The organism is Streptomyces olivochromogenes, from assembly GCF_021538895.1.
Lineage (GTDB): Bacteria > Actinomycetota > Actinomycetes > Streptomycetales > Streptomycetaceae > Streptomyces > Streptomyces olivochromogenes_A.
Genome location: NZ_JADDRL010000183.1, coordinates 1 through 11,881, shown reverse-complemented (window position 1 = coordinate 11,881; position 11,881 = coordinate 1). Strand labels below are relative to the sequence as shown.

At 70.9% G+C, this 11,881-nt stretch carries 11 protein-coding genes; 8 read left to right on the top strand and 3 right to left on the bottom strand.

Going from position 1 to position 11,881, the window contains the following annotated elements:
* On the bottom strand, positions 1–886 hold an 886-nt coding region (gene dapA, locus IPZ69_RS44325; RefSeq protein ID WP_235460584.1), incomplete at its 3' end, for a 4-hydroxy-tetrahydrodipicolinate synthase.
* A gap of 65 nt (positions 887–951) precedes the next feature.
* Between dapA and IPZ69_RS44320 the strand changes: the two genes are divergently transcribed.
* From IPZ69_RS44320 to IPZ69_RS44300, 5 genes are all read left to right on the top strand, one after another.
* Positions 952–1,239, top strand: coding sequence for a hypothetical protein (locus tag IPZ69_RS44320; RefSeq protein WP_308407610.1), 288 nt, complete (start codon positions 952–954; stop codon positions 1,237–1,239).
* 54 nt (positions 1,240–1,293) lie between these two features.
* On the top strand, positions 1,294–1,713 hold the full coding sequence (locus IPZ69_RS44315) for a phage holin family protein (RefSeq protein WP_235460583.1): 420 nt from the start codon (positions 1,294–1,296) through the stop codon (positions 1,711–1,713).
* Positions 1,710–2,240: a DUF3618 domain-containing protein gene (locus tag IPZ69_RS44310; protein WP_235460582.1), complete on the top strand. Its 531-nt coding sequence runs from the start codon at positions 1,710–1,712 to the stop codon at positions 2,238–2,240. The genes IPZ69_RS44315 and IPZ69_RS44310 overlap by 4 nt, the downstream gene beginning before the upstream one ends.
* Positions 2,241–2,394: 154 nt before the next feature.
* A complete protein-coding gene (locus IPZ69_RS44305; RefSeq protein ID WP_235460581.1) occupies positions 2,395–3,003 on the top strand; it encodes an ArsR/SmtB family transcription factor in 609 nt (202 codons plus the stop codon).
* 17 nt (positions 3,004–3,020) lie between these two features.
* The gene (locus tag IPZ69_RS44300; protein ID WP_235460580.1) at positions 3,021–3,758 is read left to right on the top strand and encodes an SRPBCC family protein; all 738 of its coding nucleotides are present in this window, start codon (positions 3,021–3,023) and stop codon (positions 3,756–3,758) included.
* Positions 3,759–3,768: 10 nt separating this feature from the next.
* Here the strand turns inward: IPZ69_RS44300 and IPZ69_RS44295 are convergent, their stop codons facing one another.
* Positions 3,769–5,595 carry an endonuclease/exonuclease/phosphatase family protein gene (locus IPZ69_RS44295; RefSeq protein WP_235460579.1) on the bottom strand — a complete coding sequence of 609 codons (1,827 nt, stop codon included), beginning with the start codon at positions 5,593–5,595 and terminating at the stop codon, positions 3,769–3,771.
* Positions 5,596–5,869: 274 nt separating this feature from the next.
* Here IPZ69_RS44295 and IPZ69_RS44290 point away from each other — a divergent pair, with 274 nt between their 5' ends.
* The 3 genes from IPZ69_RS44290 (at position 5,870) to IPZ69_RS44280 (ending at position 11,245) form a co-directional block, all read left to right on the top strand.
* On the top strand, positions 5,870–7,303 hold the full coding sequence (locus IPZ69_RS44290) for a hypothetical protein (RefSeq protein WP_235460578.1): 1,434 nt from the start codon (positions 5,870–5,872) through the stop codon (positions 7,301–7,303).
* A 424-nt stretch (positions 7,304–7,727) separates the two neighbouring features.
* On the top strand, positions 7,728–9,173 hold the full coding sequence (locus IPZ69_RS44285) for an alkaline phosphatase PhoX (protein ID WP_235460577.1): 1,446 nt from the start codon (positions 7,728–7,730) through the stop codon (positions 9,171–9,173).
* Between the two features lie 491 nt (positions 9,174–9,664).
* Positions 9,665–11,245 (top strand): TROVE domain-containing protein, encoded by a 1,581-nt coding sequence (locus tag IPZ69_RS44280; RefSeq protein WP_235460576.1) that lies wholly within the window; start codon positions 9,665–9,667, stop codon positions 11,243–11,245.
* A 66-nt stretch (positions 11,246–11,311) separates the two neighbouring features.
* Here the strand turns inward: IPZ69_RS44280 and IPZ69_RS44275 are convergent.
* Positions 11,312–11,881: TerD family protein (locus tag IPZ69_RS44275; protein WP_235460575.1), on the bottom strand; the 570-nt coding region annotated here is incomplete at its 5' end.

Here is an 11,881-nt window from a genome sequence, read left to right as displayed (position 1 = left end):
CCTCGTGGACCGCGAGCAGCCCGTCGATCGCCGCACGGCCGGCGGGCCGCAGCGGGGCGCGCAACGGGCCCGCGGGCAGGCCGAGTTCGGTCAGCAGGGCCTTCGCGGTGACCGCGCCCGGCAGGCCCCCGTCCATCATCGCCTCGATCAGCGGCGTCACCCGCCGCTGGAGACGGGCGGCACGGGCCGTGTCACCGGCCGCGAACGCCTCCAGGATCTCCGCGATGCGGCGCGGTGCGACGTTCGCGACCGTGCTGACGCAGCCCGCGGCGCCCACCGCGTACAGGGCAAGGACGTGTTCGTCGCAGCCCGCGTAGTACGCCAACTCCGTGCGCGCCAGCACCTTCTGGGTGCCGAGGAAGTCGTAGGAGCAGTCCTTGACCGCCACGATCCGGGGGTGGTCGGCGAGCCGGATCATCGTCTCGGGCTCGATCCGGGTGCCGGTGCGGCCCGGGATGTCGTACAGCATCACCGGCACACCGCTCGCGTCGGCGACCTCGCGGAAGTGCGCCTCCACGGCCTCCTGCGGCGGCTTGCTGTAGTACGGGGTCACCACCAACACGCCGTCGGCGCCCGCCTTTTCGGCGGCGAGGGTCAGCTCGACGGTGTGCCGGGTGTCGGAGGTGCCGACGCCCGCGACGATCGGGATCCCGTCGCCGACGGCCTCCCGGACGGCTCGGACCAGCTCCGCCTTCTCCGCGTCCGTCGTGGTCGGCGACTCGCCCGTCGTGCCGCTGAGCACCAGACCGTCGCAGCCCTCCGCCACCAGCCGGCCGGCCAGCAGCCGGGCGCCGTCGAGGTCCAGCGCGCCCGCCTCGGTGAACGGCGTGATCATCGCGCAGAGGGTGCGGCCGAAGGGAGCGGTGGGACTGTCCGTGTTCGTCATGGGAGTAGTCTCGGCAGAGCCACCGTGAAGCTCCACTTAATTCTTCTAAGGGGTATTGGTAAGCGGTGCTGATTGATCGCTGGGCGGTGCGCTGCCGTACGTCCGTCTCGCCCGCCGCCTTCGCCCGGCTGGCCGGGGGCGGGCTGCGGCTCGTGGCGAGCGGCGCTCGGACGGCGCCCACCGACGGGTCGGCCGGACCAGCACCCGCCGCCGGACCCGCCCCCGGACCCCACGGCCTCGGCGTGCCCGAACTGGTCGCGGAGGTCGTGTTGTTGCAGGCCCGCCCGGACTGGTTCCAGACCCGGCCGTCCCGGCTCGGCGAGCGCGGGACCGGGAGCGCCGACCAGGGCTAACGGTCTTTCTCCGGGGTACCCGGATGTTCCGGAACCGAGAGGAGGCGGAACACCGTGACCGGGACCACGGACCTGAGGCCCTCCGCCGACGGGCAGCCCTCGGTGGGCGATCTCGTCGGCCGGGCCACTGAACAGCTCTCGCGGCTCGTACGCCAGGAAGCGGCCCTCGCCAAGGAGGAGTTGGTCGAGAAAGGGCGGCGGGCCGGGCGCGGCGGCGGACTGCTGGGCGCCGGGGCCGCCGTCGGGTACGTCGGCCTGATCGTTCTGGCCGGCTCGGCCACCGCCGCCCTCTCCCTGACGCTGCCCGTGTGGGCCGCGGCGCTCGTCGTCGCGGCGGTGTTCTTCGTGGTCGCCGCCGTGCTGGCCGCGATCGGACGCGACCGGCTGCGCCGTGCCGCGCCACCCGCACCGCAGGAGGCTCTCGCGAGCGTCAGGGCAGACGTCGAGGAGATCAGGGAAAGGGCACACCGATGACGGACAAGACCCCACAGGGGCCGGGCGCGAAGGGCCCCGACGAACTGCGGGAGCAGATCGAGCAGACCAGGAACGAGCTCGGCGACACCGTCGAGGAACTGGCGGGGAAGGCGGACCTGAAAGGTCGTGCCCGGGCCCGGGCAGCCGACCTCAAGGACAAGGCCGACGCCATGACCGTCCAGCTGCGCGGCAGCGCGGCCCAGGCCGGCCACGCCGTACAGGACAGGGCGACCAGGGCGGGCCACGTGATGCAGGACAAGGCGGCTCACGCGGGCCACGCGGTACAGGACCGGGCGACCCACGCGGGCCACACCGTGCAGGACCGGGCGACCCGGGCGGGGCACGCCGCCCAGGACAGGGCCGCCCAGGCGGAACGCACCGTCGAGGAGCACGCTCCGCTCCCGGTGCGCAGTGCGATCCAGTTCGGTGTGCGGCATCCGCGCCCGGTGCTGCTCGTCGGGGCCACGAGTGTGGCGATCATCTGGACGGGCCTGCGGTGGCAGAGGCGCCACCGCCGCCGTCACTGAACCACGGACAACCCGGACAACCCCACAGGCAACCCACAGGCAACCCATGGACCCATAGACAACACGGCACGGCCTCCGCCCCGCCAGCGGTCACCGCCCCACCGAAAATTTCACTCGCCTGGACAAAAAAAGTATTCGGTGGGACGGTGGACGCATGCTGGACGTGACCGTGATCGAGGACCCCGAGGCCGCAGCCGTCTCCCTGGACCCGACAAGGGCCCGGCTGCTCGCCGAGCTGGCCGCCGAGCCCGCGTCGGCCGCGATGCTGGCCGGCAAGGTCGGGCTGCCCAGGCAGAAGGTGAACTACCACCTGAAGGCACTGGAGCGGCACGGCCTGGTCGAGCTGGCCGGAGAGCGCCGCAAGGGCAACGTCACCGAGCGGCTGATGCGCGCGACCGCCGCGTCGTACGTCATCTCGCCGCTCGCGCTCGCCTCCGTACAGCCGGACCCGAACCGCTTCCGGGACCAGCTGTCCGCGCGCTGGCTGCTCGCGCTCGGCGCCCGCCTGGTGCGGGACGTCGGCACGCTGATCACCGGCGCCACCAAGGCCCGCAAGGGGCTGGCGACGTACGCGCTGGACGGCGAGCTCCGCTTCGCCTCGGCCGCCGACCGGGCGGCCTTCGTCCAGGAGCTGACGGCGGGCGTGAGCGCGCTGATCCGCAAGTACGACGCCCCGGACGCGGAGGGCGGCCGGGACCACCGGATCGTCGTCGCCGTCCACCCCACGGTCAAGGACCAGCCCGCCCTCGATCCGGAAAAGTAGCGAGCAGGAGCCCCACCATGTCCAAGGAATTCGAGATCGTCCGCGAGTTTGAGGTCGACGTCCCACCGGAGAAGGTGTGGGAGGCCGTCACCTCCGGATCCGGTGGTTACCTCTGGCCGATGGACCCGCCCGAGCCCCGGGAGGGCGGCAAGGGGCCCTTCGGGTCCACCGTCACCGCCTGGGACCCGCCCCGTCGCTACACCAACCGCAGCGAGGACGTCGGTTTCCCGACCCAGTCCCTCAACCAGCTCGACTACACCATCGAGCCCCGCGACGAGGGCCGCCGGGCCTGGGTGCGCTACGTGCACAGCGGCATCTTCACCGACGACTGGAACAACCAGTACGACGGCGCGAGCAAGCACACCAACTTCTACCTGCACACCCTGTGCGAGTACCTCACGCACTTCGCGCCCCGCCCGGTCACCTTCGTCCAGCTGAACGGGCCCGAGGCCTCGCAGACCCCGCGGGCGCTCGCCGCCGTCGGCCACGCGCTCGGCCTGGCGGACGACACGGCCGCGGGCACGAAGGTCGGCGCCCGGGGACCCGGCGGGCGGATCCTGGACGCCGTGCTCGACTACCGCAACCCGTACTTCATCGGGCTGCGCACCGACAACGCCCTGATCCGCTTCTTCGGGCGCGGGCACTGGGGCGCGCCGCTCGGCATCAGCGTCCACGACTTCGCGCCGGACGCCGATGCCGAGGCGAACGAGACCGCCTGGCAGGCCTGGCTGAACGGGGTGTTCCACCAGGCCTGACCGCCACCGGCTACGGGTGGAAACGCAGCACCTGCGGGTCGTGGTCGCTGATCTGGTCGTGGAACTCCGAGTTGATGTGCACGGAGTCGTAGTCGAAGTCGCAACCGCGCCGGATCGCCGGGCTCACCAGGATCTGGTCCAGGACCTGCTGGTTGCCCTGGTAGTCGTAGGTGTAGCGCTCGCTCCTGGGCAGCGACTTGATCGCCGACCACAGCTCGCCGTCACCTTCGAGGATCTTGGTGGTGTCGGAGAACTCGAAGTCGTTCATGTCGCCGAGCGCGATGACGTCCGCGTTCTTCTGGACGTCGAGGATGCTCTTGACGAACGCGTTGACCAGCGTCGCCTGTGCGTGGCGCTGAGTCTCCGAGCTGCGCGTCGGCGGCTGGTACTGCGAGGTCAGCGACTGGTCGCCGCCCTTGGAGTTCAGGTGGTTGGCGATCACGAAGACCGTCCTGCCGCGGAAGACGAACTCCCCGGCCAGCGGCTTGCGGCTGGACTTCCAGGCCTCGTTGCCCGGCTCGATACGCCCGGGAGAGGCCGTCAGCTGAGCCTTGCCGTGCTCCTTGACGACCCCGACGGCGGTGGTGGAGTCGCCGCCCGCGCGGTCGGTGAAGGACACCCGCTCCGGGTTGAACAGGAACACCTGGCGGATGTTGCCGCCGGGCTCGCCGCCGTCCTGGTCGTTGACCGGGTTGATCGAGCGCCACTCGTACTTCGGGCCGCCGGCCGCGACGATCGCGTCGATCAGCTTGTTGACGGTCTCGCTCGCGTCGACCGTGCCGTCGTCCTTGGCGCCGTTGTTGTCCTGGATCTCCTCCAGGGACACGATGTCGGGCGACTTGAGGTTGTTCACGATCGCGGAGGCGTGCTCCTCGAAGGTGGCGTCGGACGGGTCGAGGTTCTCGACGTTGTACGTCGCCACCGCCAGCTCGCCGCGCGACTGCTTGCGGGTCGTCTCCCGCTCCAGGCCGCCGCTCTCCAGCGTGCCGAGCTTGCTCGCGACGAGGGTGTAGCCGCCGAACTGGTTGAAGTCCAGCGGGCCGGTGGTGTCGCCGGCCAGGGTGTCGCCGACGTTCGCCTTCGGGAAGTCGGCGGTGGCGCCGAGCGACTGGATCTGCAGGCGGCCGGTGTTCTGGGAGGTGTAGGAGCCGTACACCGTGCCGCCGCGGCGGTTGCGGTGCTCCCAGGGCTTCACGGTGACCCACAGCTCGGAGTACGGGTCGGTCCCGGTGACCACACGGGTGTCGGAGACCTGGACGTTCATGCCCTCCAGGGACTCGTAGTAGTCCAGGGCGTACGCCGACGGGTCCAGGGCAAGACCGTTGATCGAGCCGCTCGCCGCGGTGTCGCCGGACGGGGCGTACGTGTCCGGCACCGAGTCCTCGTCGATCACGGTGGCCGCGGGGACCGCGTTGCCGCTGGACAGGACCGTGATCGTCGGCTTGGTGATCTCGGTCACCGACTGGTTGCCGGACGAGGTGCCGCCCGGGACGTACTCGGAGACCGTGCCGGCGACCGTGACGGAGTCACCGACGGCGACCTTCGGGGTGGAGCTGGTGAAGACGAAGACGCCCTCACTGGTGGCCGGGTTGTCGTCCGGCGTCGTGTCCTGAATCCAGAAACCACGGGAGGAGCCGTAGGTGCGCGTGGCCGTGACGACGCCGGGGACGTCCGTCACCTTCTGGCCGGCGTACGGCGACATACGAGTGGTGCCCTGGATGTCGTGGATGCGCACGGAGTCCGCGTGTGCGGGCGAGGTGAGGGCAACGGTGGACGCTGCACTGCAGACGGCGGCGACGGTGAGCGCGGCGAGGCGCGCGGAAGACCTGCTCGGCAAGGGGATCCCTCCGGGGACATGCGTGAGCGCCGGGGCGAGGGTGGTCGGTCGAATTGGAGCGTGCATGACACGCGCTGGCGTGTGACACGCGTAGAAAGACAGTGAACAGTTGTCCCCCGACTTCTACGCGCGTCAATCTCCTGCCTGGAGGCGGGAGTTGTCAAGGTTTCGGCCATGTACGACTACCGACCGTGAGATGAACCGGGCGGCATGGGTGGAAATCCGTCTAGGCTGAGCGGCTGAGTCCTTTCACGGCCGCAAGGAGAACCAGCCGATGTCAGACAGCTCCCCCCTGCCGCCCGTACGGCTGCACCCCGAAGCGGAGCTGGCGCGCGCCGCGCTGTCCACGACCTTGCTCTCCCGGGCCGCCCGGCTGGCCCGCTGGGCCGGGCCCGAGACCCGGGTCGACGCAGGGGGCAGCCTGATCGAGGAGCAGCTGCCGGCCGCGGCCGAGCTGCTCGAACTGACCGGCGACCTCGCCGCCGCGCTCGCGAGCGAGGCCTGGCGGACCGCTCTGGACGCGGGCCTGGTCGAGATCATCGACGAGGAGGCCGGGACCGTGGCGGCGGCGGAGGACCTGGCGCTGCTCACCCAGGGTTCGCCGCACGATGTGCTCGCGGTGTGGCTCGCCGCGCTGGAGAGCGTGCTCGCCGACGCGAGCGTGCCCGATCTCGACGGGCTGGTCGACGCGATGGACGCCGGTGGCGAGGTCGATTTCTCGTCACTCGACTGGGACCCCGAGGCGGAGGCCGACTTCCTCGACGGCGTGCTCGGCAATCTGTACCTGCTGACCGTGAGCGCGGACGGTCCCGGCGAAGGGCCGGTGCCGCTGCCCGCCCTCGCCGCCTCGATGATCGTGCCCGGCGACATGAGCGAGCCCACCAACGACGTGCTGGAACAGGTCTCCGACGCGATGATGCGCCTCGACGACCAGTTCCGGCTGCTGGAGCCGATCGGGCTCGTCGAGTACCAGCCGCTCGACGAGGAGTTGATGTCGGACGCCGAGGACGCCGAGGAGTCGTCCTTCGCGGTCGACGACACCGACGTCTCGCGCTACGGCATGGTCCGGCTCACCCCGCTCGGTGTGTACGGGCTGCGGGCGCGGCTGTTGGAGGCCGGGTTCGAGGCGCCCGCGGTCGGTGAACTCGCCGACAAGGGGGCGGACGTGCTGCTCGACGGGACCTCGGCGTTTCCGCCCGCGGCGGCGCACGCCGAGACCGAGCAGTGGCTGGCCCACCGCGAACCCTTGCTCGCCGCCCGCGAGTTGCTCGCCGCGGCCCGGGGCGGCGACGCCGGCGCGCCGCTGCGCAGGCTGCGCTGCCAGCAGGCGCTGTCGCTGGTCGGCATGGAGGCGGAACCCGCGCTGCGCGAGGTCCTCGACGATCCCGAGCTCGGCGGGCTGGCCCGGGTGTGGCTGAGCGAACGCGGCGCCTCCGACGTGCCGGCGCCCTCCCAGGACCTGGTCTTCTGGCTGACCATCGACACCCTGGCCGCACAACTCGCGGCCGAGGGCAACTCCGAGGAACTCCAGGCTCTGGTGGAGGGCCTCGCGTCCCAGCACAGCGGCTTCTTCGCGGCCGCATGGCGAGTCGAACACCCCGCGACCGCGGACGTCCTGGAGGCAATGGGCCGCCTGCACCCCGACAAGCGGGTGGCCAAGGAGGCCCGCAAGGCTGCGTTCAAGGCCCGCTCACAGCAGGGGGGTTGAGACAGGGCGCGACAGGGACCGCGCCGGACTCGGGCGGCTTCCGGGACTCGGGCCGGCTGCCCAGACCTAGGCAGACGTCCCGGAGCCTTGTTGGGTTGCCTGGACTCAGGCCAAGGTGCCCGGACTCAGGCCGACCTGCCTGGACTCTGGCTGACATCCCGGACCCTGGTCGGCGGGCCCAAACTCCCGGCCGGCCGGCCGGCCCGCCCGGACCCCGGTCACCGTACCGGGCTCGGGGCGGATGAGTGGTCGAGCCGGCGGAGCCAGGTCGCTTTGGGGTTTTGTGGGGGAGTGCATACGGGTTCATGGAAGCGGGGGCGTTGAAGTCGCTCGGTGTTCAACTCCCGTTCAGGGGCGGGCGGGAGCGTTTCGTGGATTCGAGGTCGCCACCCTCCACGGCACTCCCACCGTCACAGGAGACACCATGTCGCTCACCCGCAGGGACTTCGCCAGGAAATCCGCGATCACCGGTGCCGGTGTAGCGCTGGCGGGCAGCGTCGGCGCCCTCGCCACCGCGCCGAACGCCCTGGCGTCCACGGACACCGAAAGCGCGGGCGAGGAGTCGGCGGCCGCCCACGGCGGAGTCGGCTACGGACCGCTGATCCCCGACCCGGACGGCATCCTCGCGCTGCCCGCCGGGTTCACGTACCAGATCATCACGTTCAGCGGCAGGACCAAGCTGGAGTCGGGCGAGTTCACCCCGTCCAACCACGACGGCACCTCCACCTTCGACGGGCCGCGCGGCGCCACCCTCCTCGTCAACAACCACGAGCTCAAGGGCCCCCGCGCCTCCTGGAAGTACCCGGTGCCGCTCACCGAGGGCCTGGTCTACGACCCCGCCGCCTCCGGTGGCTGCACGGTCGTCGAGGTCCGCCACGGCCACGTCGCCGAGTGGGTCGGCATCGCCGGCACCTCCACCAACTGCGCGGGCGGCAACACCCCTTGGGGCACCTGGCTCACCTGCGAGGAGACCGAGGACAAGGCCGGCCAGAACGGCATGACCAAGGACCACGGCTACGTCTTCGAGGTCGACCCGTCCGACCGGCGCGCCAACCGCGACCCGAGGCCCATCAAGGCGCTCGGCCGCTACGCCCACGAGGCCGTCGTCGTCGACCCCAAGCGCGGCCACCTCTACCTCACCGAGGACGCGGCCGGCCCCAACGGCCTGCTCTACCGCTGGACCCCGCCGCAGGACTTCTGCCACGGCCGCGGCAAGCTGCGCACCCTCGCCGACGACGCGGGCGTCCTCCAGGCCTTCAAGTGCTTCGACTCCGGCGGCCAGTTCGTCGACGACCTCTCCCGCGCCACCAAGATCGGCACGGTCTACGGCGTCGACTGGGTGGACGTCCCGGACCGCGACGCGAAGACCACCTCCGTGCGCAAGCAGTTCACCGCCGGCCAGGTCACCCGCGCCCGCAAGCTGGAGGGCATGTGGTGGGGCGACGGCGGTACCTACATCGTCTCCTCGTTCGCCCGCACCGAGAGCCCCGTCCAGCACGACGGCGCGGTCTGGTTCTACGACCCCAAGCGCCGCACCCTCACCCTCAAGGTGCTCCTCGGCGTCAACGCGGACCCGGACACGGACGGCGCCTTCGACGGCCCGGACAACATCACCGTCTCCCCGTACGGCGGCCTCGTCATCGCCGAGGACGGCGAGGGCATCCAACACCTGTTCGGCGCCACCGACAGCGGCCGCACCTACCCGATCGCCCGCAACGACCTGAACATCGGCACCGCACAGGAGCCGGAGTACAGCGAGTTCACCGGCGTCACCTTCTCGCCCGACGGAAAGACCCTGTTCGCCAACATTCAGGAGCCGGGCATCATGCTCGCCATCACCGGCCCGTGGAAGCGGCAGAAGCGCGGCTGAACTCCCGCCGGAATTTAATTCGTTCGCTCGTCCCGCGGTCACCCTCCTAGAGTGATGCACGTCCAGGTGCGAAGGCAGGACCTACTTCCACTGCTAATGGGGAGGCCGCGGGTTCGAGTCCCGCCACCGGTACCTCGTGCCGGTGTAGCTCAGGGGTCAGAGCACCAACCGTCGGTTCCGTCGACCTGAACTCTGGACACCACAACTTCATGCACCTCCCGGTGCGCGGGCAGCGGCTACTTCTTTCGCAGAATCCGAGCCGCGGCCGAATTGATCTCGGGAGGCGCAGCTCAAGGTGGGTGCCCGGTGCGCAGGCAGCGGTTACTTCATTGGATCGGGCGGTTGCGGGTTCGAGTCCCGTCATCGACTTCGGGTCGGTGTAGCTCAATGGGTAGAGCACCTGGAAAAGTCCGTCGCCGACCCCTGATCTCGGGCCCCCTCCTTTTGTTGCGCCTCTCTCCGAAACACGAATGAATTCGGGGGAATTCACGATGGCGCGATTCAACACCAAGGCCGCCAAGGCGCAGCCGACCTCGCGGGTCACGTCCACGGGGCGGGTGCTCCGTACCTATCAGGGCGGTCGTGGTCATGAGCGGGACGCGCGCTCGGAGCTCTTTCTGCTCGCCGTTTCCAACTTCGTCTCGCAGCGGACCTTCTACGAGAGCGGCGCCGACCGCGACACCCGGTTCGCCCGGCTCCTGCGCGAGCTCGCCGTCACCGACCCGTCCTGGACGGCCGGACTGCTCGGCTGGCTGCGGGGCGAGGGCGGCATGCGGACGGCCTCCGTCGTGGGCGCCGCCGAGTACGTGCACGCCCGGCTGGCGGCCGGCGCCACCGGCGGCCCGTCCAACCGGCAGGTCGTCGCCTCCGTCCTGCAGCGCCCGGACGAGCCCGGTGAGCTGCTCGCCTACTGGACCGCGACCTACGGCCGCAACATCCCCAAGCCCGTCAAGCGCGGCGTCGCCGACGCCGTACGACGGCTGTACCACGGCAAGTCGCTGCTGAAGTACGACACCGCGTCCAAGGGTTACCGCTTCGGCGACATCCTCAACCTGGTGCACGCGGCGCCGGACCCGGACAAGCCGTGGCAGGGCGAGCTGTTCCGGTACGCCCTCGACCGCCGGCACAACCCGGACACCGCCGAGTCGCCCGCGTCGAACCGGGTGCTCACCGCGCACCGCGAGCTGATGGCGGTGCCGGTCGAGGAGCGCCGGGCGGTGGTGACCGCGCCCGACGGAGCCGAGCGGCTCGCGGCGGCCGGGATCACCTGGGAGGCGCTGGCCGGATGGCTCCAGGGCCCGATGGACAAGGCGGCCTGGGAGGCCGTGATCCCGTCCATGGGCACCATGGCCCTGGTCCGCAACCTGCGCAACTTCGACCAGGCCGGCGTCTCGGACGAGGTCGCGGCCCAGGTCGCGGCGCGGATCGGCGACCCGGCGGAGGTGGCGCGCTCGCGGCAGTTCCCCTTCCGGTACCTGGCCGCCTACCAGCACGCCCCGTCGCTGCGCTGGTCGTACGCGCTGGAGCAGGCGCTCGGTCACTCGCTGGCCCATGTGCCCGCGCTGCCCGGCCGCACGCTGGTGCTCATCGACCGCTCCGGCTCGATGTGGGCGCGGCTGTCGGACCGCTCCGAGCTCAACCGGGCCGACGCGGCGGCGATCTTCGGTACGGCGCTCGCGGTGCGGGCGGCGGACGCCGACCTCGTCGAGTTCGGCTCCACGAGCAAGCGGGTCAAGTTCCGCAAGGGCGAGTCGGTGCTGAAGATCCTGGGGCGCTTCGGCGACCTGGGCGGCACCGACACCACCGAGGCGGTGCGCCGGCACTACAAGAAGCACGACCGGGTGCTGATCGTCACCGACGAGCAGTACGCGTACCACCAGCACGGGGACCCGACCCATCAGGTCCCGGCCGACGTCCCAGTCTACACCTGGAACCTGGCCGGCTACCGGGCGGGCCACGGCCCGTCGGGCAAGGAGAACCGGCACACCTTCGGCGGCCTGTCGGACGCGGCCTTCCGGATGGTGCCCCTGCTGGAGGCGGCTCGGGACGCCGACTGGCCCTGGGCGGCCTGACCACAGGCGTGGCCCGCACTTCTACGGGGGGTGCGGGCCACTTCCCTTGCGTCTCGCGAAGTCCGGCTACAGGGCCTCGGATCCCGGCTTGACCATGTTCCGCACGGTGCGCGCCTTCACGAAGGAGCCCAGTGCGGTCATCTCCCACTCGCCGGAGTACTGGCGGATGAGCTTGGCCATCATCACGCCCGTCTGCGGCTCGGCGTTGGTGAGGTCGAAGCGGGCCAGTTCCTCGCCGCTCGCGCCGTCGATGAGGCGGCAGTAGGCCTTGGCGACCTCGGTGAACTTCTGGCCGGAGAAGGAGTTCACCGTGAAGACCAGGCCGGTGACGTCCTGCGGGATCCGGCCGAGGTCGACGGCGATCACCTCGTCGTCGCCCCCGCCCTCGCCGGTGAGGTTGTCGCCGGAGTGCTTGATCGCGCCGTTCAGGATGGTCAGCTTGCCGAAGTAGCAGCTGTCGACGTGGTTGCGCTGCGGGCCGTACGCGATGACGGAGGCGTCCAGGTCGATGTCCTTGCCGCGGAACGCGGGCTCCCAGCCGAGGCCCATGTGCACCTGGGAGAGCAGCGGGCGGCCGCCCTTGACGAGGGAGACGGTCTGGTTCTTCTGGAGGCTGACCCGGCCCTTGTCGAGGTT

Bases quoted from the DNA above. Each gene is read 5' to 3' on its own strand.
- IPZ69_RS44310 (WP_235460582.1), top strand. From the start codon at position 1,710: ATGACGGACAAGACCCCACAGGGGCCGGGCGCGAAGGGCCCCGACGAA.
- IPZ69_RS44305 (WP_235460581.1), top strand. From the start codon at position 2,395: ATGCTGGACGTGACCGTGATCGAGGACCCCGAGGCCGCAGCCGTCTCC.
- IPZ69_RS44300 (WP_235460580.1), top strand. From the start codon at position 3,021: ATGTCCAAGGAATTCGAGATCGTCCGCGAGTTTGAGGTCGACGTCCCA.
- IPZ69_RS44290 (WP_235460578.1), top strand. From the start codon at position 5,870: ATGTCAGACAGCTCCCCCCTGCCGCCCGTACGGCTGCACCCCGAAGCG.
- IPZ69_RS44285 (WP_235460577.1), top strand. From the start codon at position 7,728: ATGTCGCTCACCCGCAGGGACTTCGCCAGGAAATCCGCGATCACCGGT.
- IPZ69_RS44280 (WP_235460576.1), top strand. From the start codon at position 9,665: ATGGCGCGATTCAACACCAAGGCCGCCAAGGCGCAGCCGACCTCGCGG.